This window comes from Sphingomonas faeni, from assembly GCF_030817315.1.
GTDB classification, from domain to species: domain Bacteria; phylum Pseudomonadota; class Alphaproteobacteria; order Sphingomonadales; family Sphingomonadaceae; genus Sphingomonas; species Sphingomonas faeni_C.
This window is the reverse complement of record NZ_JAUSZF010000001.1, coordinates 3,433,516-3,454,612: the sequence shown is the minus strand read 5'-3', so window position 1 is coordinate 3,454,612 and position 21,097 is coordinate 3,433,516. Positions and strand designations below refer to the sequence as shown.

Sequence of the window (21,097 nt, the reverse complement as noted above, 5' to 3'; positions counted from 1 at the left end):
CGTTAATCTGCGTCCAACGACGTATCGGCGATGCCCGCTTTTCGTTTGACGCAGTGCAGCATAAAACCTACCAGCGCGCGCTCGCAATACGCTAAGCCTATCCGGCGCAGCCTAGCTCAGCGCTGGAGGCGCCGCGTACCATGACCACGACATTCGCAGATCTCTCGCTGGCGCCCTTCTTGCTGCAGGCGCTAGCCGAAGAGGGCTATACCAACCCGACTCCGATCCAGGCGCAGTCGATCCCGATGCTGCTCGAGGGCCGCGACATGCTCGGCATGGCGCAGACCGGCACCGGCAAGACGGCAGCCTTCGCACTGCCATTGTTGCACCGTCTGGCCGCCGATCCCCGTCCGGCGCCCAAGGGTGGCGCCCGCGTACTGGTATTGGCGCCGACGCGCGAATTGGTGTCGCAGATCGCCGCCGGCTTCGAAAGCTTCGGCCGTCATGTGAAGCCGAGCGTGATGACGATCTTCGGCGGCGTCAGCCAGTTCCATCAGGTCAAGGCGCTCGAGGGTGGCGTTGACATCATCGTCGCCGCTCCCGGGCGCCTGCTGGACCTGATCGAGCAAGGTCTGTGCGACCTTTCCCGACTCGAAGCGCTCGTGCTGGACGAAGCCGACCAGATGCTCGACATGGGTTTCGCGAAGCCGATCGAGCGCATCGTAGCGACGCTGCCGCGGGATCGCCACACGCTGTTGTTCTCGGCAACGATGCCGAAGTCGATCGCCGCGCTGGCCGACAGCCTGTTACGCGACCCGGCAAAGGTCGAGATCGCACCGCCGTCGACTACCGTCGATCGCATCAATCAGTCCGTGATGTTTCTCGACGCAGCCGACAAGAAGGCGGCGCTGCTCGCGCTTCTGCAAACCCCCAACATGGGGCAGGCGGTCGTCTTCACGCTTCAGAAGAACATCGCCAATGACGTCTGCGCGTTTATCGGCGAAGCGGGCATCACGGCCGAGGCATTGCACGGTAACAAATCGCAGGGCCAACGCGAACGTGCGCTCGACGCATTTCGTGCCGGTACCGTCCAGGTGCTCGTCGCGACCGACATCGCGGCGCGCGGCATCGACGTCGATACGGTGACCCACGTGTTCAACCACGACCTGCCGAGCCTGCCGGAAAGCTACGTCCACCGGATCGGCCGCACCGGCCGGGCCGGTCGAAGCGGCTTCGCCATCACGCTGTGCGATGCCGAACAGCGCGCCTGGCTGCACGACGTGGAACGGGAGATCGGTCGTACCTTGACCGTTCAGGACGATCACGAATGGCATTGCGAAGTGGCCCGCCACTCGACCAAGCGCGCGCCCGTGCTTGGCGGCGGTCCGGTGAAGCAGGTCAAGCCGACCAAGCCACCGCGCGAGCGCAAGGTCTGGACCGAAGAAGAAAAGCTCGCTGCGCGCATGGCGGCAAAGGCCGCCTGACAGGGCTTCAAAGAGCGCGGTTCTTTGCTTGCGAATCCTATCGTTTGACCAATCGATTGGTTGCTTCAAAGGACGCACGCTTGTCCATGCCGGGCCGACTATGTTGTCCGAGTTGCGAACAGACGGCTATGGCCGGCGTTTGGTCACTGAAACCTACTACGCTTGGTTCTACCGGAACGCTTCGGGCAGAGAGCGACGGTAGTCGATACTTCGGTGGAACGATGTCGCTGTCCGATCTGAGGCGACGGCTGTGCAGCAAAACTCATCGAGAGTGTGGTGATCGACCTGCGCGGCGAGTTGGTGTCGATGCGGAGCTATGTGCCTGCGGCAAACAAGAAAATGCCCCGGAGCGGATGGCATGCCGACGATTCAATCTTCCACTTCGCGTTCCAGCGGGACGATTTCAACCTACTGGCGGCGCTGGACGTGCCGAGCGTGATCGTGATGGAAGGCGGCTACGCAACCGCCGCGCTAGGGGACAACGTGGCGGCGTTTCTGCGGGACGACGCGTGGAGGTGCCGTGACACGGACTGACGTGTAACATACGGTTTCTCGGACTCATGCCTACGGCTTATAGGCTGACGCTCCGTTGCGAAATCCGCGTAAGTTCGATCGTTTGCGATCAGGCTATCCTTTAGCAGACCGAATAGCTGTTCACACCGGCCCCGTTCAAATCGAGGAAGATTAGTTAGACTGCGGGCGCATACTTGGCGGCACGACGACCCATAACCGGGCGTTCGAAGGCAATGAGCCGGTATTTGCCGGTTGCCGCGCCTGATGATGATCGAGCGATCGTCACTTCGGGCGTTGAGGGTAGCGTCCGCGTTCAAGCGCCTGCCGGGTATGACGGCGCAGCCCACTCGCCGAGCACCGCGGCCGTCCCATGGTAAGCAGTGGCATTCACCAAGCGCTCTTTGCCGATTGATCCGATTCAGGGCAGGTCTTTTTGCAAGACGCGTGCGCGCTGAAGCAGCCGTTCCATTTTCTCCATCGCAGTTCCCGACAGAGTCAATTCGTCGTCCAGATCCCCGCTGCCATCTCCAATGATGAGACCTTCCGCGGTAAGATACATGAGCCACCGCGAGGCGACCGACGAAGGTATGTGTGCCCGCTCGCTAATCTGCCGCCCGGTCATCCGTACACCGCGGGCATCCGCGATGAACAGTTCGAGAAGATATTCCCAGCCCGGTTCGCCAAACAGGGCCTGAGGAAACTCCTCGGTACGCATCTGCCTGAATGACAGCATCAACGCCGCCAGATTGGCGACCTGGTCGTTATCGATCACCACCGGCCTCTCAAATTCGTCACTCCGGCAAAGAGCATGTCGCGACGATAAATTGCTGCAAGTCAGCGCTCGAGAGGCGCTTGCCGATCTTTGAGCGGCTCAAGATGGTCACGCGCCGTGCACAGAAGCGCGCTGAGCACGAAGTCGCTATGACTGTCCGCCACCACGATCAGCCGATCGATCTCGCTTGCCATCGTCCGTGCTTTTTCAGGGGGGATGTTCGTCAATCCACTACTCCTGCAGCATGTGCGATATCGTCATGGCAAGCCTCGCGACCGCAGGGTTTCAACCGCCTTCGCCGATGCGAAGTTTCCCCGAGACGCGAAGCTCGAACGCCTTCGACCCCGTCGTTGGGGGAATGAAAAGACCGCCGATCGACGCGGTCAGACGTCGCGCCAAGCCCAAGCCAAGCCCGCCCTGACTGGGCTGCAGTATTTCGGGAAGCGGCAAGCCATCATCGTCGACGACGATCGAGATATCGCCATTCGCTGCCCTGCCGAGCGTGACGCGAATATGTCCAGGCTTCCCGTCCTTATAGGCGTGCTTGATCGCATTCGTGGCCAGTTCGTTCGTGACGAGGGCAAGCGCAGTCACCTCGTCCGACGTCAGGCCATCGACGTGATCCGTTACCTGCAGGGACACTAGAATGGACCGCAGTTCCGCTTGCGCATGCAGTGCCTCGCAGACCTGGCGTAGCGCAGCCTCGATCGACGGCTTTTGATCACCGTGAATGGTACTGCGCGCGCGCGCCAGGATCGTAACGCGCTCCACGGCGTCGGTCAGGGCCTGACGCGCCTCGGGGCTCGTCACGCGCTGGCTCTGCAGGGACAGCAGGCCGACGACAAGCTGCAGGTCGTTGCTACACCGATGATTGGTCTCCCTGAGAAGGAGATCGCTGTCCCGAACGGATCGCCGGGCCGCGCCGGCCTCCTTCGAACTCGCGCGCGAGCGATGCGGGTCGCCGATCATATAGGCTCCGCTATCGGACGTGCGGCGGAATCGATCACGCGATCCATATGCAGATAAGACGGATCGAACCCGGCGACATACCGCAATGCCGCGACGTCGGGGATAGTCAGCACACGATCGGACAATTGGATCAAGCCGCTGGCCAGCAACTGACGGATCATCCGGTTGACGTGAACATTGGTCAGTCCGAGCACGTCGCCAATCTGTTCCTGACGCAACGGGAACGGGAACGTGATCTCGGTATCGTCCTCGACACCGAGGCGAATACCGATTTCGCAAAGCAGGTGCGCGATGCGCGCGCGCGCCGGTCGCCGACCAAGCGATACGATCCATTTTCGCGAGATCGCGTTCTCGACCATCGCCATGCCCGTGAAGGTCCGCGCGATGCCAGGATGCGTATCGGCGAGAGCGAGCGCCTGGGATCGGGGCAGCGCGACGATCGTCGCCTCGGTTAGCGTTCGCACGCTATAGCTGACCTGATCGAAGAGCAGCGTATCCAGATTGGCGACTTCGCCGGGCACGACCAGCCCGGTAAGCTGGCGGCCCCCGTCGGCAACGCACGAGTAGCGGTAAGCCCAGCCGCTGGCGACGATCAGAAGATCGTCCGCGTTCGTGGCTTCGCAGATAAGGTCCTTCTGCGGATCGAACCGCTTTGACCACGTAACCGATTGCTCGAGGGCACGCCGTTCCTTCGCTGCAAGGAAGGGGGAGCGACAAAGCTCGGTATCGCGAAGATGACGCGCGGGCCGAAACCCGCTTCGCTCCAGCGGAGTGTGAGGTGTGTCGGCAAGCGCGATCACAACGGATTATCCCTACGACCATCTTTTCTACGCATATTCGGGCTCGAAACGATATCGCCTTCCCCATGAACAGCATTCCGCGACGGGGCGCGCGACGCAGAACCGCTGCCGTTCCTGTTCATATCGGGCGCCAATATCATCGATTGCAGACGCCCGAGATAAGCGTCGGCCAATTTCCGATGCGCGACCGCCGCTTCGGGACAAGTTGCAATACGGGTTCGGTCCTGTTCGACCACCAATCGTGCTACCAGGTAGCTGTAATCGTTATCGAACATAGGACTTCTCCAGCTGACGACGCTAAGGAAACATATGTTATCTGAGTCGCCAACCGTTAAACCGAGTTTGGTCCGATAGGTGACGGAGACCATTGCTGACGCCGATGCGGATATCGGCTACCAACGTCTCATCACCTGCGGGCGTCTCCGGGCGTAGGTGGCTGAAAGCTGGCTTCTTTCGCCCATCGTGCCAAGCAGGGGGCTTATGCCGCAACCGACCCAATCCTTCGTTCGGAACTGCCTGCTCTCGGTTCTCGATGCTGATGGCTATGCCGCGATCGCGCCGCATCTCGAACCCATCGCTCTGCCCAAGGGCATCGTGCTCATCGAAGGAGGAATGCCGTTCACGCACGCGCATTTCTTCAACAGCGGCATTGGTTCGATCGTGATCAGTACGGCGGACAGTCGGCGGGTCGAGGCGGGGCTTGTCGGGCGTGAGGGATTGTCGGGCTTCGGGTGCCTGCTCGGGGCCGATCAATGCCCCCAGACGACGATGGTGCAGGTCGAGGGTGACGGCTACCGCGTAGCGATCGATGCGCTCCGCAGCGCCTGCCGGGAGTCTCGTTCGTTGCACGAGACGATTCTGCGATTCATCCACGTGTTCATTTCGCAGACCAGTTTCACCGCGCTGTCCAACGTCAGCCAGTCGATCGAAGGACGCCTCGCTCGATGGCTGCTGATGTGCCACGACCGGGTAAGCGGCGACGACATTGCCCTTACGCACGAGTTTCTCGCGATCATGCTGGCGGTACAGCGACCCAGTGTCACGACGGCGCTGCACATGATCGAGGGCTACGGGTTCATCCGGGCCCGGCGCGGCAACATCAAGATCGTCGACCGTGACGCTCTCGTCGAGTTTGCCGATGGCATGTACGGTGTCCCGGAAGCCGAGTACCGCCGCCTTATCGGTCCTTTCAGTTGAGCCGCTTCTATCTGCACCAGCAGATCGGGACCGGTATCATAGAGGATCCAGACGGTACCGAGCTCGCCGACCTGGCCGCGGCACGATGCGAGGCGATCCTGGCCGCGCGCCAGCTTCTCGCCGCTGCCCTGTTGGCAGGGATCGCGCCGCTGGGCACGGCGTTCCGGATCAGCGATGACATCGGCAACCTGCTGTTGACCATACCGTTCGGCGACGCCGTACCGGACGGTTTCCCTACAAGCGCCTGAGGAGCGATTGGTAAGATATCGAACAAAACGGCTCTCCCCTCTCGCGCATACGTCGATCAGCATCTAGCTTCGTTCGAGTTCAAACAGCTACCGGCTTCGATGCCGGTCGTCAGACGCGAAAGATTGCGCCGCTAGGGCCCCGCTATGGTCTTTAACAATCGACTTCTTCGTGCCCTCTCGCCTGCCGACCAGGAGGTGCTGCGCCCGTATTTCCAGTGGTCGGAGCTTGATCGCGGCCGGGTTCTCGTTTCCCCCGACGAACCGATCACGCGCGTATGGTTTCCCGAGAACGGACTGAGTTCGATCATAGCCATGTCGGGCACCGACCAGGGTATCGAAGTCGGCATTGCCGGGCGCGACGGCCTGATCGGCGTGCCTATCCTCCTCGATGCCGATCGCACCCCGCACCGCATTTTCATGCAGGTCGCCGGTGCGGGTCACAGCATCGACCGCGATGATCTTCGCCGGACGCTGGATGAAAACGCGAGCATTCGGAATCTGCTGCTGCGCTATGTCCAGGCGTACTCCACGCAAACCACGTACACGGCCTTGTCGAACGCGATCCACACGATCGAAGAGCGCCTGGCGCGCTGGCTTTTGATGAGTCACGATCGCCAGGACGGCGACGAGATTCCTCTTACCCATGATTTCCTGGCCTTGATGCTCGGCGTTCGCCGGCCGAGTGTCACGATCGCCCTGCACTCGCTCGAAGGCCTCGGCTTCATAAAGGCGACGCGCGGTCTGATAACCGTGCGCAAGCGCGCAGATCTCATGGCGTTCGCAGGGACCAGCTACGGCGTGCCCGAAGCAGAATATGATCGCTTGATCGGCCCGCTACGCTGAACCATCTGCCCACCCCACCGCTTTGTTTACGGATACCGGTCCATGCCTCGTTACTTCCTTCACATCGATGATGGGACTCAGCGGATCGAGGACCATGAAGGTAGCGAGCTGCCTGATCTCGCAGCGGCCCGAAACGAGGCGCTCGGCGCGGCGCGGCAGTTATGGGCGGCCGCCATCCTCGACCAGCGCGATATCGGCGTGCGCAGCTTTTCGATTGCCGATGGTAACGGCACGGTGGTCGATACCGTTAGGATGGACATGGCGTTGCCGCGCAGCTTGCTGGACCGCTTGGCCGGGCTTCATCGTTGACCCTTAAACGGGCGTTTCGTAACACGTTGGTGCCATCGCCCGTCTTTTAACTCTTGAGACTTGCCGACGCCGACGGAATTGAATTCGAAGCCGAACCACCGCCCAATCGCAAGGGCGTCTGTTTCAGGCAACGTCGCCACCCGTGCAATCGTAAGGGGTGCGGAGATCAGGCCGGTCGATTAAGGACATACTATGCTAGAGCGTCATTTCGCCAGGTTGCGCGCGCGCGACGAACTTTCGGTCGAAGAAGAGCAGGCAATTCGCCAAGCGATCGATGAATGTCGTGATTACCCTGCCGACTATGTCATGATCAAGCCCGGGGTCGAGTTGACGCACAGCACGCTGCTCCTCGACGGCATAGTGTGTCGCTACAAGGATCTCCGCAACGGACAGCGCCAGATCACCGAACTTCACGTCGCCGGCGATTTCGCCGATCTCCACAGCTTCACCCTCAAGCGGCTCGATCATACGATCATGTCCCTCACGCCGTGCCGGGTGGCGACGGTACCGCATACCGGTCTGACGGAAATAACCCGGCAATCGCCGCATCTCACCCGCCTCTACTGGTTCTCGACGAACCTCGACGCCGCCATCCACCGCGAATGGGAAATCTCGCTTGGCAGGCGGACCGCACGCGCCAAGATCGCGGCGTTGTTTTGCGAGCTGTTCATTCGCCTCGAAATCGTCGGGCTAACCGACGGCTTCAGCTACCATCTCGGACTGACCCAGACCGATCTCGGGGATTGCACCGGCCTCACCAACGTTCACGTCAACCGTACCCTGAAAGAGCTTCGGGACAGCGGGCTGGTCACGTATCAGGACGGCAAGGTATCGATCCTTGACTGGGATCGACTTGCTCACGCGGGGGAATTCGACCCTGCCTATCTGTACCTGGAAAAGCGCCACCGATAGCCGCGAGACGTGGTGCAAGGGCGCGCGATTCCACTTCTGATGATGTTTCAGGCGTTCTCCAAGTTCGAGATATCGCGCCGGACAGCTCAGGTACAAATGCCCATACGCTTCGCTCAACCACCCCGGCACTTGCTGCCGTAAAAACGTTTTAACCTACAGCAAAGCCAGGAACCTCGGGGTTCGCTTGTTCCTTTTGAAAGGATACGAAGCAGGACATCCTGTCAGTCGCCAATACTGAACCGAACCGGAGCAGCGTATGCTGGCAATGAATTATCGTGGCCCTTACCGGGTTCGTGTCGATGAAAAGCCGATGCCGGCGATACTCCATCCCGAGGATGCGATCGTTCGGGTTACGCGGTCGTGTATTTGCGGGTCCGATCTTCATCTGTACCACGGCATGGTACCCGATACGCGTGTCGGTACGACGTTCGGTCACGAATTTTGCGGCGTCGTCGAGCAGGTCGGGCCCGAGGTTCGCAACTTGAAACCAGGCGATCATGTCTTGGTCCCGTTCAACATCGCGTGCGGAAAATGCGAGTTCTGCCAGCAAGGGCTGTTCGGCAATTGCCATGAGTCGAACGCGCAAGCGACTGCGGTCGGCGGCATCTTCGGCTATTCGCATACCGCTGGCGGCTATGACGGCGGTCAGGCCCAATATGTCCGCGTACCCTATGCCGATGTCGGGCCGATGGTCATCCCCGACTGGATGGATCCCGACGACGCCGTGCTGCTGACGGACGTGGTGCCGACCGGCTATCAGGCTGCCGAAATGGGCGGTATCCGCCCCGGCGATACGGTCGTCGTCTTCGGTGCCGGTCCCGTCGGACTGATGGCGGCGCGATCGGCATGGTTGTTCGGTGCCGGGCGGGTGATCGTCATCGATCATATCGAATACCGGCTCGATTTCGCCCGCACCTACTGCCCGGCGGAGGTCTACAATTTCCGCGAGATCGACGACATCGTCGTGTTCCTGAAGAAGCAGACAGACTCTCTCGGTGCGGACGTGTGTATCGATGCGGTAGGCGGTGACGCGGCGGGGAATGCCCTGCAAACGCTGATCGGCACCAAGCTGAAACTGGAGGCGGGCAACGCGATCGCGCTTCATTGGGCCATCAACTCCGTCAAGAAAGGCGGCGTGGTGTCGATCGTCGGAGTTTATGGTCCGACCGGCAATATCGTTCCGATCGGTAACGTCGTGAACAAAGGCATCACTCTGCGCGCCAATCAGGCATCGGTGAAGCGCCTGCTGCCGCGCCTCGTCGAGCATATTCGGGAAGGACGTATCGACCCCAAGGCGATGATTACGCACCGCGTGCCATTGGCCGATATCGCCGACGCCTATCACCTTTTCTCGGCAAAACTCGATGGCTGCATAAAGCCAGTCCTGTTGCCGAATGGCGCATGAGGAGAACGGCAGTGAGCGAGAATCTTGTCGATACTTCGACGATCCGCGGGTGGGGCGCTGATGCGAATTCGGACAACGACCCGACCTTTCCCATTCGGCACCGCGAAGCCCAGGAAACGCGCGGGCTGACATGGACCCGACCGACGCAACAGGATGCCGACGTCGAAATCCTCCAGTCGGTCGAACACAACCGACGTCCGGCCGTCATCGGCACATCGACGCCGCCGAGTGGCATCAGCGGGATGATCCGTCGCTACGCCTTTCGTCGCAGCGAGTCCGACTGGCTGCACTGGCTGCTCCTGATGGGCGCGGACCGGCTGAACGTCGTCGAAGGCGTGATCGACGATCTCGGCAAGGGCCATGTGCCGAACATCCCGGCAGAGATGGGCGCACGGGCGGAATGGAAGCACAATAAGAAGGGGCTCGTCACGAAAGCCGCAGTCCTGGCGGGGCTCACGACCGCGACCATACTCGTCTTTCGCGCGAGACGTTCCAAGGATGAGGCGAAGCCCGGCGACGCCGATATGCTTGCATTGAGCCCTCCGGAGACGTTCTCGTAAGTAACAACGGTCCTTTATCCTCCGCGAGTCAGATCGACTCTTCACGGACGGCTGGCAATCAGACGGAAAATAGGATGGCGAAGAAGAACGATGCCCGACCGCAACGCGGAATGCTGATCGGCCTAGCAATTGGATCCATCCTGATGGCGGTCCTGCTCATCCTTTTCGACGAAAACGTACACAAGCCGGCCGTGCAGACAAAACCAAACCAAGCACCATTGGCAACGCAGAACTGATACACCATTTCCTGTCGTCTGTACTGTATCTGATACCCTTCCACTGAGGAAACGATGGTCGCCCAACACGCGAATGCACTGACCACGATAACCGATAAACTACAAAGCCTGGGGATACTCGATCAATCCGATCGAGACGCTTTGGGCTCCTTGGTGTTTACCGTGAACACCGCCCCGGCGAACCATGATCTCGTAAGACAGGGTGAGGCAGCAACGAGTCTTCAGGTTCTGCTGGACGGCTACGCATGTCGATACAAGATCACCGCGGGAGGAGCGAGACAGATCGTTTCGTTCCATCTCCCCGGCGACATTCTAGACGCACAGCAACTGCTGCTCGGATCTGCGGACCACTTCGTTCAAACGATCACCAGTGCGACCATCGGTGTCGTTCCCCTGGCCGAGTTTCGCCGTATCCTGAAACTCAGGCCCAATATCGCTGAGGCATTGTGGCGCGACACGTTGATCGACGCGTCGATATACCGCGAATGGGTGCTGAACGTGGGCAAGCGCGATGTGACGTCGCGGATTGCGCACATGCTGTGCGAATTTGCGTTCCGACGCGAAAACGCAGGGCTGGGACCGCCGGAACGGTGCGAACTGCCGATGACTCAACACCAGATCGCCGACGCCACCGGCTTGTCCGCGGTCCATGTAAACCGCGTGCTCCACGAATTGGCGCGCAATGGGCTCATCGCTGCCGACAAACCGGAAGTGAAAATCGTCGACTGGTCGCAACTTTGCCGGATCGGAGATTTCGATCCGAGCTATCTGCACGGAGCGGCCTAGTGGTGCTCTCTTTCCAAGCCGTGACCCTGGACAGCAGCTCGCCCGATCAGGAGGGCAGCTTGGTCTTCCGTGATGGCCGGCTGTTGGCCGTGATCACACGCCTGAGCGACATTCATCCCGAACTTGCCGGACGGTGGTTCGTCGAAGCGACATTCGGGATGGTCCCGATCGTTCATCCGCCCGCATTCGAAACAATCGATGAATTCGAAGACTGGATTACGAATTCCGAATAACCCGACCGTTCAGCACGGTCCGAAGCCGCTCCGATCCGCGATGCCGGACCCGACGGCGGCATAACGCTGGTGCGGTACAATGCCGTGACAGCATCTCGGTGACGAGAGTGACGACGCCGTGACGGCCGAACCTGGATTCGAACCGTAGATCGGTACGACCCAGGAAATCGCGCAGCCGCCCGGTCATCTGCGCGCCGCCGGCATACTCGCTCGAAACCTGCGCCTGTTTGGTTTCGTAAGAGACTTTGATGGCCGCAAAGACCTTCCCTTTGTCACTCTCCAGTTCGGCTATAGCCGTTTGAGCGACATCGATCGCGGCACTCCGATCGCTATGACGTTTTTTCTCGGCGACTACGTCATCCGCAAGCGCCTTGTTCTATTCACCAATGATGAGGATAGGACGGAGCGGAGCGTGAAACTGTCCGATATTCGTTTTCACATAGTCCGAGTTGAACACGCGAATTTCGCGCATAGCGCTGCCCTCTGACGAGCGCCCCAGACTGACTGTCGATCGAGAATTGAAGGTCGGTATATTCAGAATGCTCGCCGGCCTGCAGGCAGCCGAAAAGTCGAGAGAGTGTCGTCTTGCCTGAGCCGTTCTCACCATAAACGACGTTGTAGCGGCCGAATTCGGGCAGCTCCGCCGCCGCTGCGAAATCGCCGAAAACACCTAGGCCTTCGATACGCTTGATCGCTGTCAGCGTGACGCACCAGCAGCGCCCGGCTTGACCCGGATGTCGATGCCAATAGATGGCGCCAAGGAAGGCACCTGTGGCGCCGTACGCCAGGGGAGGCGACCCGCGATTATCTTAAGAATGTGCAGTCCTTCACGCGACTCGGTCTGCTCACCAGCCGGACATACCCTTGCTCCGCAAGGTATTCTGGAAGGCCCGGCAAGCAAAGTCCGGAAGGATTCGAGCTGCGTGCCATTGCGTTCAGCCATTCCTCGCACGGCATGTCGCCTGTGAGAGGCGGCCGATTGATGGTTCAGCAGTCCGCGTAGACCCACATTCCCATGGAACACAGCGATCTGCCGCCGGCAAAGGCGAAGCACGCCCAAGGCGTACTCCTGTCACGGAGGTCCGGTTTCGGTGTCAAAGGATAAAGCGCTGGATGCCCCGTGAGGATCATAACTACCTGTTCGCCATAGATCGCCCCCGGCCGTCCCCTCCTCGTGTGGCGGAACATGAAGGGCCCATATGTTCCGCCATTGTTCGCTAGCGTTCGCCATCAGCCGTGTTATTATGAGGGAACGGATGAGGGCATATGGGCAAGCTGACGACACTGACGGTCAAGAACGCAAAAGCGGGGCGCCACGCCGATGGCGCCGGGCTCTATCTGCTGGTCAAGCCCTCCGGCGCACGGTCATGGCTGCTCCGGGTGCAGCAAGACGGTACGCGTCGCGATGTTGGCCTTGGGGCAGTCGATCTAACCCCGAAGCGCGACAAGGATGAGGAGAACGCGCCGCCCCTCCTTAATCGTCGAATCCTCTCCCTGACCGAGGCTCGCGAAAAGGCAACGCTTCTCCGAAAGTTCACGAAGGCGGGACTCGATCCGATCGTAGAGCGTGACCGCGAGCGTAAGAAGGTCCCAACGTTCCAGGAAGCCGCCATCGCCTGCCACGCCGAACTGAAGGGCGGCTGGACGGCAAAGCATGCTGCCTCCTTCCTCGCGTCCTTGAATGAGCATGCGTACGGCTTGCTGGGTAAGCACCGTGTCGACACGATCGAGGCCTCACACGTTCGAGATACCCTGGCGCCTATCTGGCAAGATATTCCTGTCATGGCGCGCAAGGTCCGCCAGCGGATCGGGACAGTGCTGCATTTCGCCAAATCTAAAGGGTGGCGAACATCCGAACCGCCGGGCGCGTCCGTTACCATGGGCCTCGCACGCCAAGGGCGCGGAGGTCACTTTCCTGCGATGCCGTACGCCGACGTGCCGGCGCTGATGGCAGCGCTTCGTGCCGCACCGCCGACCACAGGTCGAACCGCGTTGATGCTCACAATCCTCACCGCAGCGCGCTCTGGCGAAACACGGTTCACGCGCTGGGGGCATTTCGACCTCGAAAAGCGCCTCTGGAACAGGCCCGCCGATATAATGAAGGAAGGCGAGGCGCACACGGTCACTTTGAACGAACCCGCGATGGCTATCCTTCGGTCAATCAAGCCGGAAGACGCGAAGCCGGATCAACTCGTATTCGCTGGTAAGTCCGGGAAGGTAATCTCAGACATGACCATGATTAAGGTATTGCGCGACTCAGGAATTAGCGATGCCGTCCACGGCTTCCGTAGCTCACTCCGGGATTGGGCCGCGGAGAAGATGCCCCATGTGCCAGATCCCGTTGCTGAAGCCGCGATCTCACACAAGGTATCTGATCAGGTGATCGCCGCGTACAAGCGAACCAAATTCATCGACATGCGGCGGGACCTGCTCGAAGCTTGGGGCGAGTTTGTTACCGGGCGGGTTAGCCAGAATGGCTGATACGACATGGATCACTCCGGCCGCAGCAGAGCGACTGGTGGCCTCGTACGTCGAGGCTGACAGCATCGTTTCAGTCGAAGCCATGTTCCAGCTTTCGGCCTGGATCATCCACGAACAGCTTTCCACGCTATCGCTCGAGGCAACCCGGTGGGAAGACAAACCTGCCGCGATTAAACAAACGGAAAATAACGGGACCGGCAAACCAGAGGCACAGCAGGCGCCGGCACCACCGTCTGCATCCGAGGACGGCTCTGCTAGCCCCCTCGTCGCATACAGGGTCAACCCGACCTATCGTCCGGTAAGCGCGGAGCAATTGCCCCTCCATAAGATCAGGGTCACCAATTACGTGCTCACGCCGCGAGATTGGCACGCAATCAACACCTCAGAAGCCGACCAAACGACCATGTGGGCATCGAGCGAGATCACCCACACGTTGGCCGACCAGCGCCATCCGCACGCTCGAGTCACCTACTCTGGTATCAGGATGTCGAGGGAGGACATCGAGAACCGCATCGCCATCGCCGGCTGGCCGGAGCCGACGCCCCAGTCTGCGGTCTCTGTCGGGCAACCCGATGCACAAGGTGCCGCCCCGGCTACCCCAACACCCGCCCCGCCCGCGACCAAGGGCGGCCGCAAGCCACATGCGTTCTGGGAGCCTCTACTCGTCGAAATGGCCCGCCAATTGTACGTTGGTGATCTAGACCCCAAGGCACAGGCGGACATCGAAAAAGCCATGCATGACTGGCTGGTGGCCAACTCCTACGAGGCGGGCGAGACGGCCGTCCGAGAGCGGGCGTCACGCCTATGGGCGGAGATCCGATAGGTCGTTAATTCGATTCGCGACCCTTTCCGACCCCATCCGACCGACACGCGCTCGATCTTGGCCGAAACCTTCAGTCGTTCCGCTGTGGCTCGCTAGCCGCCGCGGTTGACCGGAGGATCGAATATGAAAGTCACGGCGACAGTTAAAGAGGCCTGCGCAATGTCAGGCATCGGAAAAACGAAGCTCTACGAGCTGATTGGATCGAACGAAGTCGATACGGTTGCGGTCGGCCGGCGGCGTCTCGTCAAGGTCGATAGCCTGCTCAAGCTGCTGCAGGCTGCGTGATCGAGCATGATGACAGCAACGGCTCTGGCGCCGCAGCCAGATAAGCGAAGGGGCGCCCCTACCACAGCGCGCCCCCTCACCGAATTCATCAACAGCAACGCCAACACAGATAGCGCGACCGTACTCCGTCTGCAACGGCTTCGTCCGTTCGGCCTGGTCGGTCAGCGTGCCAATCTCATCGCCGAAATGGCATGGGAGGTGGCCCGTGGTTAACCATCAGCAATCCGCGATGTCGCTGCTCACCGCCGGCGTCACCCTCAAGCCTCGTGAGGGTCAGTTTCTCGGCCGCGTCGCATTCGATGCGAACCCCCTGACCGAGAAACAGCGCAACTGGCTCGTGATCTTGCTCGACAAGCACGGCCTTCCCCCTCTCGCCGATGGAGGCGACGCATGAGCCGGCATCGTACTGACACCAGCGCCGCGGCGTATGCAGGTATCGCCCCGATGGCCGATCACCTCCGCGCGATCGTCCACAAGGTACTCTGCGCCCATCCCGACGGTCTGACGGTCGATGAGACGTGCGCGATCGCAGACTACAAGCGGTATTCGCTCCAGCCGCGGTTCACCGAGCTGCTCAAGAAGGGGATGATCCGGGACACCGGTCTCCGCCGGCGGAACGTCTCGGGTGCCAACGCTATCGTCTGGCGCGCCACCGTTCTCGACCGACAGGAGGACGCGGCATGACCTCCCTTTGCACATTCCCCGGTGAGATCGTCCGCGCGATCGTCATCGAGCAGCTGAACCCCGACCAGTGGCACGCCACCGTGCAGGGTGAGGAGGTGCCTGGCGGGTCGTTGGAGGCCGCAGGTACAGGAGTCGGCTCTTTTGCCTCAACAGCATCGCGCGCCGTCGATGTTGCTGATCTGACTGGGTTGCCGGTCATGGTCGCGCGGTACAACGATGTGCCGAAGCCCCTCGGGCATTTCGAGCCGTCGCGCGCCTTCTGGCACCAGCGGTTCCGCGGTCGGTCAGACCTCGACCATATTCTGTACGGATCGTACGGGGAGAGCGCAGCATGACGGCGCAGGTTTACTCGGCAGCTGCATGGGTTCGCGCTCGCGCTGATCGTGCACTGTCCGGCAAGGCTCCGCGGCTCGCGGTGATCCGTATGCTCGTGATCCGGCAACGCCCGGATGGCGGGTGGGGCGTCGGACTGATGGAACGTCGTTATGGCGTCTGGAAGAAGCCGGAGTGGTTGTGCGGTGCCACGTCCTATGCCGCCGCCCGCGCTGTAGCGGAGAAGGCTTGGCGGAAGCACCGCCTGCCGATCGCCTATGTCCGCCCCGGCGAGCGTAGCATGCGGCCTTTCCATATCAATCGGCCTGAGCCGATCGGGGGTGTCGCATGACCGAGCGCATGGACAGCACCGCTTTTGCGGCAGTCACCCAGCAGATCCGCGACCGTTTCCCGGTGTCCGGCGTCGCGAGCAAGGCGGGCGTGAAGCTATCTCGCGCCGGACGTGAGTGGAAAGGCTGCTGCCCGTTTCACCCGGACAAGTCGCCGTCGCTGACGATCTACGCGGACGACCGCCGGTTCCAGTGCTTCGGGTGCGGCGCCCAGGGCGATGTCATCGACTTCGTGATGCGAGCCTATAACGTGAAGACCCGCGAGGCGATCGGCATGCTCGACGGCGGCGCCTTGCGCGAGCTGGAGCAGCAGCGCGCACCAGCGAAGCCCAAGACCGACATGCGTCCGATCGCCCAGCGGATCGTCAAAGAGTCGGTGCCGATCGAAGGGACGCCGGCAGCGATCTATCTGCGGTCACGCGGGATCACGATCGACCTGCCACACACGTTGCGGTTCTCGCGACTGCCGCCGCCCAAGATCGAAGGGAACGGCGTGTTGGCCGCGAACGGTCCAGGGCTGCTGCCGACGCTCATCGCGATCGTGACGGACGCGGCCGGCGAGCTCGTCGCGCTGCAGCGCACGTATTTGACGGAGGACGGGCGCAAGGCTGCAACCAAGGCGACGGGCACAGATCGCAAGCCGAAGGTGAAATACAGCCTGGGCAACGTCATCGGCGGCTCCATCCAGCTCGGGCCACCGTCGGCGAGCATCCTCGTGTGCGAAGGGCTCGAGGACGGGCTGACGCTCGCACAGGGGCTCGGGCGCTCTGTCTGGGTCGCGGCAGGTACGTCAATGATGCCAGCGATGATCTTCCCGCCGGTCGTGCGCTCCGTCGTGATCGGGGCGGACGGCAACGCACCCGGTGAGGCGGCTGCGCAGAAGGCGGCCGAGGCGTACACGACGTCAGGCCTGTCGGTCCGCATCATGCGCCCGACTCCGCCCTTCGTCGACTTCAACGCCGAATTGATGGGGGTGCGGTCATGAACGCCACCGCGATGCAGGCGAGCTACGAAGATGCCCGCCCGTTCTGTCCCACCCCGATGATCGGCGGCGGCGCTCAAAAGCCAAAGCCCGAACCCGTCAAGGTCGTCGCCACGCCCTACGTCTGGCGCGACCCGACCACGATCAAGCCCCGCGAGTGGGTTTATGGCCGGTCCATTCAGCGTGGGCATGTCCGTGCGATCCTTGCACCTGGTGCCGCCGGCAAGACCATCCTGAGTGTCGGTGAGGCGCTCGCAATGGCGACGGGCCGTAACCTGCTTGGGCAGGAAGTCCCGGGCGGTCCCAAGCGGGTCTGGCTGTGGAACCTGGAGGACGACGGCGAGGAACTGTCGCGCATCATCCAGGCGGCGTGCAAGCACTGGTCGATCGGACCTGAGCATATCCGCGATCGCCTGTTCGTAGACAGCGCGCTCGAGGGGGCAATCCTAAAGCTTGCAACGTCGACCGCGGCGGAAGGGTTCTTGATCAACCGCCCGCTGGTCGCTGGTCTGACGGACGAGCTGCTGGCCCGCGGCTGCGACTATCTCCACGTCGATCCCTTCGTGTCGTCACATTCCGCGAACGAGAACGACAATATGGAGATCGACACCATAGCCAAGGAGTGGGCGATGGTTGCGAAGAACGCCAAGTGCGGGATCGGCCTGGCGCACCACGTCAGCAAGGCTGGCGCAGCGGAGGTTACGGCGCTTTCGGGCCGCGGTGCCGTTGCGCTTATCAACGCCTGCCGGTCGGTCCTCGTCCTCAACCGCATGAGCGAGCAAGAGGCGAAACGATATGGCATCGAGGACGAGAAGAGGCGCCGGTACTTCCGGACCTACGACGACAAGAACAACCGTGCGCCGCCGTCCGATGCCTCCGACTGGTACACCATGGCCTCCGTATCCCTCGGCAACGGGGCGAACGACGACGGCGACAATATGGGCGTGGTCATTCCGTGGTCGCCGCCTGACGCATTTGAGGGCGTCTCTGTCGAGCATCTGCGCCGGGTCCAGGCCGTAATCGCTAGCGGGGAATACAAGGCACACCACTCCGCGACGGATTGGGCCGGGATCGCCGTTGCTGACGTGCTGGGGGCTAACGTTGCCGACAAGGGCGACAAGGCGCGGATCATTCGGATGCTCACCGAATGGATCGAAAACGACGTTTTACGGGTCGAGGAACGCAAGGACGGCAACCGCCAGATGAAGAAGTATGTGGTGGTCGGAAGGGCCGCGGATGACCTCTCTGCTACACCTGCGCGGGGTGTAGCATCGCAAGGTGTAGCAGCAGAGCCATCGAGCGCTACGCTACACCCCTCCCCCTTAAAGGGAGGGGGTGTAGCAATAGCAGATAGCGGGGGTGAAAAGACCGACCGCAACGTCGCAGGCAATCCGGCTTTGGAGCCCGCTCCGCGTGACATGTCGAGGACCGTGTTTTGAGGGCTCGAGCGGGGGCCATGCCAATAGCGTCAATAGGTCGAGCGCAACGCAGCGGCCCCGATTTAATCCCGATCATATCGCGAGCTGAGAGAGGAACAGCAGCATGACGAAACGCAAATCCGAAGAGCGTAGCCCTGTGAAGGCGGCGCCCGGTCCAAGGACCAGTCAGGCTATCGAACAAGCGCAAGCCAAGCGCGATGCCCTACCTCTCCGCCCGTTCATGGAAGTAGAAGAGAGCGAAAGTGGAACGCGGCAGATGGCAGCGACCCATTCTGACGCCGCGGGTCACTCGGCATGGCTGATGTCGTCCTTGGGGACCTCGTCGACGTCGTTTCTGATTCAGCAGCTTAACTCGCTAGAGGTGGCTACCGCAGGAACTGCACCGGGAACCGACCCGAACGTGTTCGGCATAAACGCAGCGTTGGCGATGCTGGGCGCGATCGATCCTCAGGATGAACTCGAGGGTGCATTGGCGACGCAGATGGTGGGCTGCCATTCCTTGTCGATGGCCATGCTCTGCCGCGCCAAAAGCACGACCCGCACCGACCAGCTCCAACTGTACGGCAACCTGGCAGTGAAGCTGCAGCGGACCTTTACCGCGCAGATCGAAGCGCTTGCCCGAATGCGCGGCAAGGGGCAGCAGACCGTGCGTGTTGAGCACGTCACCGTGCACCCGGGCGGCCAGGCGATCGTCGGCGACGTCAATTACCACCCGGGGGGACCGGGGGCACACGGAAAAAGCGAGGTTCTACCCCATGAAATGCCAGCAGCCGGACTCGCTGCGCCAAGCTCGGCGCTGCCAAGCCCGAACCCGCTCGGGGACGCTGTGCCGCTCCCCGTCCATGCCAAACGGAAGGTGCCGGCTGCACGGCGGGCTAAGTCCAGGACCGCCGCAAGGGAATAGCAACGCGCTGAAGCATGGACTCTACAGTCGGGCATATCTTGATGCTCGGAGGGCAGCGGCGGCCATCCGGCGGGAATGGCGGGAGTTGGCGGACGAGATACGCTGATGCGGCTTCAGGTCCTCTCGATCCGAACCCCATGGAGGGCTGACAAATGTTGACATTGGACCCGCGTGAGAGTGTCCGCTTGCGGCGGTTCTGGCGCCATCATTTCGAGGAATGTTCCCGATTGTCACAAGCGTATGAAGCCGCATGCAACGCGTTCATTGAAAGCGGGGGAGCCACTCGGAACCCCAGGCCACCAGCCTACCCGCCCTTCCCTAACAAGCTTCGGGGCTTACCTTGCGGCACCAGGAACCGGCAGGGAGAGCCCTGCAAGCGTACCGACCTCATGCTCAATGGTCGGTGCAAGTTTCATGGTGGTATGTCCACGGGGCCGCGGTCTGCTGCAGGGCAATCTCGAGCGCTGGCTAATCTTGCGAAGCGGTGGGCGCCCGATCGTCACGAGGCATGGGATGAGCGACGCCCATGACGGACTGGCGCGGTCAGTTCGAATCGACGTTGCACCCAACGACTGTAGTGATCGGCCGGGGTACGTTGGTGACAGAACGGGGTTCGTTCCCTGCCGTCTATACACGGAACATCTACGGTCAGGATTGGGTCTGGGCACCGACCGGCCGGAGCGGCGCGCCTGAGAACCACCGGCGGGACGGCACATTCCGCAATGGGTGGTATAGGTTGAGTAGCGGAAGGCATGTCCAACTAGATGGCTTCCCTAGTGAATGAATCCGACGTACCGACTAATCTACCTTATCTTCAGTGTCCCGAGGGCCGTGCCGGTGGCAGTGACCATGCCCTTTATCATTCCCGGCCATTCTCTCTCGTCCATCGGATTGAGATCCTCCTCATTATTGAACACATCGTCGTAAAAGCCGACAAAATATCCGATCTCTTTCCGCGCGTCCTTGATGGTTTCCCGCTGTGAAAAGTCGAGCGTACGAGCATGGCCAATCACTTCGTCGAGGAAGCGTGCAGTGCCGCTAGCTATGTCTCCCAGAGCGTAAATCGACGAGCGCCACTCATCTGTCCACGCCGTGTCGTTCGGGTAGCGGTTCAATGCCGTTTCGGAAGCGTCAAGCAACGTAGCCAAGTCCGCGCGGATCAACGACTGCTCCTTGCGCTGTTCTTTCGTCGCAGTGCGATCTGTAACCCATGCAGCGCCAGCCACGGTTCCGGCGGCGCCGATCAATGCACCTGAGAATGCGAACACATCTTCGCTTTTAAAGCCGAGATTGATCAGGATCACGATCGCCGCACCGGCGCCGCCCGCAGTCACGCCCAGCAACGCCAATTCTACAAACTTGTCCCGCACAACATCGTCCTCGAGCCGCCCCGCGCTAGCATAGCATACGCGCGCCGCGTTGACGGCGGTAGCAGCCCTTTCCCGGCACGAGAATATTGCGACATGGCCACGCAATTTCCCCTCGACCCTGTCGGGGCCGAGCGCCGTGCCGACTGGCCCGCGGCCTTCCAGCAGCTATCAGAGGCTCGGGACGCGGCGATTTGGGCAGTGGCCGATCTGATCGCAGGGGCGCACCGCGAGGGGGACTGGCGGCACAACGACCGAGATAG

Annotated in this window: 31 protein-coding genes; 24 read left to right on the top strand and 7 right to left on the bottom strand. The window is 61.4% G+C overall.

From position 1 onward, the window contains the following. The first annotated feature begins 140 nt into the window (after positions 1-140). Positions 141-1,424, top strand: a complete 1,284-nt coding sequence (locus tag QFZ54_RS16065; RefSeq protein ID WP_307088755.1) for a DEAD/DEAH box helicase — start codon at positions 141-143, stop codon at positions 1,422-1,424. Positions 1,425-1,700: 276 nt separating this feature from the next. Further along, on the top strand, positions 1,701-1,958 hold the full coding sequence (locus QFZ54_RS16060; protein WP_307088753.1) for a hypothetical protein: 258 nt from the start codon (positions 1,701-1,703) through the stop codon (positions 1,956-1,958). 397 nt (positions 1,959-2,355) lie between these two features. On the opposite strand, the gene QFZ54_RS16055 is transcribed toward QFZ54_RS16060, so the two are convergent. The 5 genes from QFZ54_RS16055 to QFZ54_RS16035 all read right to left on the bottom strand — a co-directional run bounded on the left by QFZ54_RS16055 (position 2,356) and on the right by QFZ54_RS16035 (position 4,753). Then, positions 2,356-2,709, bottom strand: coding sequence for a hypothetical protein (locus tag QFZ54_RS16055; protein ID WP_307088751.1), 354 nt, complete (start codon positions 2,707-2,709; stop codon positions 2,356-2,358). A 62-nt stretch (positions 2,710-2,771) separates the two neighbouring features. Next, positions 2,772-2,936: a hypothetical protein gene (locus QFZ54_RS16050; protein WP_307088750.1), complete on the bottom strand. Its 165-nt coding sequence runs from the start codon at positions 2,934-2,936 to the stop codon at positions 2,772-2,774. 58 nt (positions 2,937-2,994) lie between these two features. After that, the gene (locus tag QFZ54_RS16045) at positions 2,995-3,678 is read right to left on the bottom strand and encodes a sensor histidine kinase (protein WP_307088749.1); all 684 of its coding nucleotides are present in this window, start codon (positions 3,676-3,678) and stop codon (positions 2,995-2,997) included. Next, entirely contained in the window at positions 3,675-4,478 is an 804-nt protein-coding gene (locus QFZ54_RS16040) for a Crp/Fnr family transcriptional regulator (protein WP_307088747.1), read from the bottom strand. The genes QFZ54_RS16045 and QFZ54_RS16040 overlap by 4 nt, the downstream gene beginning before the upstream one ends. Further along, complete coding sequence (locus tag QFZ54_RS16035) at positions 4,475-4,753, bottom strand: hypothetical protein (protein WP_307088745.1); 279 nt, start codon at positions 4,751-4,753, stop codon at positions 4,475-4,477. Before QFZ54_RS16035 ends, QFZ54_RS16040 begins: the two co-directional genes overlap by 4 nt. A 205-nt stretch (positions 4,754-4,958) precedes the next feature. On the opposite strand from QFZ54_RS16035, the gene QFZ54_RS16030 reads away from it, so the two are divergent. The 10 genes from QFZ54_RS16030 to QFZ54_RS15985 all read left to right on the top strand — a co-directional run bounded on the left by QFZ54_RS16030 (position 4,959) and on the right by QFZ54_RS15985 (position 11,207). Beyond that, positions 4,959-5,675: a Crp/Fnr family transcriptional regulator gene (locus QFZ54_RS16030; RefSeq protein WP_307088743.1), complete on the top strand. Its 717-nt coding sequence runs from the start codon at positions 4,959-4,961 to the stop codon at positions 5,673-5,675. Further along, positions 5,672-5,923, top strand: coding sequence for a DUF6894 family protein (locus QFZ54_RS16025; RefSeq protein WP_307088742.1), 252 nt, complete (start codon positions 5,672-5,674; stop codon positions 5,921-5,923). The genes QFZ54_RS16030 and QFZ54_RS16025 overlap by 4 nt, the downstream gene beginning before the upstream one ends. A gap of 312 nt (positions 5,924-6,235) precedes the next feature. Next, on the top strand, positions 6,236-6,766 hold the full coding sequence (locus tag QFZ54_RS16020) for a Crp/Fnr family transcriptional regulator (protein WP_307088740.1): 531 nt from the start codon (positions 6,236-6,238) through the stop codon (positions 6,764-6,766). 42 nt (positions 6,767-6,808) lie between these two features. Next, a complete protein-coding gene (locus QFZ54_RS16015; RefSeq protein ID WP_307088738.1) occupies positions 6,809-7,075 on the top strand; it encodes a DUF6894 family protein in 267 nt (88 codons plus the stop codon). 192 nt (positions 7,076-7,267) lie between these two features. Beyond that, entirely contained in the window at positions 7,268-7,987 is a 720-nt protein-coding gene (locus QFZ54_RS16010; RefSeq protein ID WP_307088736.1) for a Crp/Fnr family transcriptional regulator, read from the top strand. A 256-nt stretch (positions 7,988-8,243) separates the two neighbouring features. After that, on the top strand, positions 8,244-9,392 hold the full coding sequence (locus QFZ54_RS16005) for a zinc-dependent alcohol dehydrogenase (RefSeq protein WP_307088734.1): 1,149 nt from the start codon (positions 8,244-8,246) through the stop codon (positions 9,390-9,392). A gap of 11 nt (positions 9,393-9,403) precedes the next feature. Beyond that, on the top strand, positions 9,404-9,952 hold the full coding sequence (locus QFZ54_RS16000; RefSeq protein ID WP_307088732.1) for a hypothetical protein: 549 nt from the start codon (positions 9,404-9,406) through the stop codon (positions 9,950-9,952). Positions 9,953-10,026: 74 nt separating this feature from the next. Continuing rightward, positions 10,027-10,188, top strand: coding sequence for a hypothetical protein (locus QFZ54_RS15995; RefSeq protein ID WP_307088731.1), 162 nt, complete (start codon positions 10,027-10,029; stop codon positions 10,186-10,188). Between the two features lie 54 nt (positions 10,189-10,242). Further along, positions 10,243-10,974, top strand: a complete 732-nt coding sequence (locus QFZ54_RS15990) for a Crp/Fnr family transcriptional regulator (RefSeq protein WP_307088729.1) — start codon at positions 10,243-10,245, stop codon at positions 10,972-10,974. Further along, positions 10,974-11,207 carry a hypothetical protein gene (locus QFZ54_RS15985; RefSeq protein ID WP_307088727.1) on the top strand — a complete coding sequence of 78 codons (234 nt, stop codon included), beginning with the start codon at positions 10,974-10,976 and terminating at the stop codon, positions 11,205-11,207. The genes QFZ54_RS15990 and QFZ54_RS15985 overlap by 1 nt, the downstream gene beginning before the upstream one ends. A 380-nt stretch (positions 11,208-11,587) precedes the next feature. On the opposite strand, the gene QFZ54_RS20485 is transcribed toward QFZ54_RS15985, so the two are convergent. Next, positions 11,588-11,890, bottom strand: a complete 303-nt coding sequence (locus QFZ54_RS20485; protein WP_373458605.1) for an AAA family ATPase — start codon at positions 11,888-11,890, stop codon at positions 11,588-11,590. 583 nt (positions 11,891-12,473) lie between these two features. On the opposite strand from QFZ54_RS20485, the gene QFZ54_RS15980 reads away from it, so the two are divergent. From QFZ54_RS15980 to QFZ54_RS20475, 12 genes are all read left to right on the top strand, one after another. Beyond that, on the top strand, positions 12,474-13,688 hold the full coding sequence (locus tag QFZ54_RS15980) for a tyrosine-type recombinase/integrase (protein WP_307088725.1): 1,215 nt from the start codon (positions 12,474-12,476) through the stop codon (positions 13,686-13,688). After that, a complete protein-coding gene (locus QFZ54_RS15975) occupies positions 13,681-14,511 on the top strand; it encodes a hypothetical protein (RefSeq protein ID WP_307088723.1) in 831 nt (276 codons plus the stop codon). Before QFZ54_RS15980 ends, QFZ54_RS15975 begins: the two co-directional genes overlap by 8 nt. Positions 14,512-14,634: 123 nt before the next feature. Beyond that, positions 14,635-14,796 carry a helix-turn-helix domain-containing protein gene (locus tag QFZ54_RS15970; RefSeq protein WP_307088721.1) on the top strand — a complete coding sequence of 54 codons (162 nt, stop codon included), beginning with the start codon at positions 14,635-14,637 and terminating at the stop codon, positions 14,794-14,796. 205 nt (positions 14,797-15,001) lie between these two features. Beyond that, a complete protein-coding gene (locus tag QFZ54_RS15965) occupies positions 15,002-15,190 on the top strand; it encodes a hypothetical protein (RefSeq protein ID WP_307088719.1) in 189 nt (62 codons plus the stop codon). Next, the gene (locus QFZ54_RS15960) at positions 15,187-15,480 is read left to right on the top strand and encodes a hypothetical protein (RefSeq protein ID WP_307088717.1); all 294 of its coding nucleotides are present in this window, start codon (positions 15,187-15,189) and stop codon (positions 15,478-15,480) included. Before QFZ54_RS15965 ends, QFZ54_RS15960 begins: the two co-directional genes overlap by 4 nt. Further along, positions 15,477-15,815 (top strand): hypothetical protein, encoded by a 339-nt coding sequence (locus tag QFZ54_RS15955; RefSeq protein WP_307088716.1) that lies wholly within the window; start codon positions 15,477-15,479, stop codon positions 15,813-15,815. Before QFZ54_RS15960 ends, QFZ54_RS15955 begins: the two co-directional genes overlap by 4 nt. Further along, a complete protein-coding gene (locus tag QFZ54_RS15950; protein ID WP_307088715.1) occupies positions 15,812-16,144 on the top strand; it encodes a hypothetical protein in 333 nt (110 codons plus the stop codon). The genes QFZ54_RS15955 and QFZ54_RS15950 overlap by 4 nt, the downstream gene beginning before the upstream one ends. Next, positions 16,141-17,127 (top strand): CHC2 zinc finger domain-containing protein, encoded by a 987-nt coding sequence (locus tag QFZ54_RS15945; protein ID WP_307088713.1) that lies wholly within the window; start codon positions 16,141-16,143, stop codon positions 17,125-17,127. The genes QFZ54_RS15950 and QFZ54_RS15945 overlap by 4 nt, the downstream gene beginning before the upstream one ends. Further along, the gene (locus tag QFZ54_RS15940; RefSeq protein WP_307088711.1) at positions 17,124-18,563 is read left to right on the top strand and encodes an AAA family ATPase; all 1,440 of its coding nucleotides are present in this window, start codon (positions 17,124-17,126) and stop codon (positions 18,561-18,563) included. The genes QFZ54_RS15945 and QFZ54_RS15940 overlap by 4 nt, the downstream gene beginning before the upstream one ends. A 103-nt stretch (positions 18,564-18,666) precedes the next feature. After that, positions 18,667-19,467 (top strand): hypothetical protein, encoded by an 801-nt coding sequence (locus QFZ54_RS15935; RefSeq protein ID WP_307088709.1) that lies wholly within the window; start codon positions 18,667-18,669, stop codon positions 19,465-19,467. Then, positions 19,388-19,573, top strand: coding sequence for an HGGxSTG domain-containing protein (locus QFZ54_RS20480; protein ID WP_373458604.1), 186 nt, complete (start codon positions 19,388-19,390; stop codon positions 19,571-19,573). The genes QFZ54_RS15935 and QFZ54_RS20480 overlap by 80 nt, the downstream gene beginning before the upstream one ends. Positions 19,574-19,619: 46 nt before the next feature. Further along, complete coding sequence (locus QFZ54_RS20475) at positions 19,620-19,997, top strand: HGGxSTG domain-containing protein (RefSeq protein WP_373458556.1); 378 nt, start codon at positions 19,620-19,622, stop codon at positions 19,995-19,997. A 273-nt stretch (positions 19,998-20,270) separates the two neighbouring features. Here the strand turns inward: QFZ54_RS20475 and QFZ54_RS15930 are convergent, their stop codons facing one another. Next, the gene (locus QFZ54_RS15930; RefSeq protein WP_307088707.1) at positions 20,271-20,837 is read right to left on the bottom strand and encodes a hypothetical protein; all 567 of its coding nucleotides are present in this window, start codon (positions 20,835-20,837) and stop codon (positions 20,271-20,273) included. Positions 20,838-21,097: the final 260 nt, after the last annotated feature.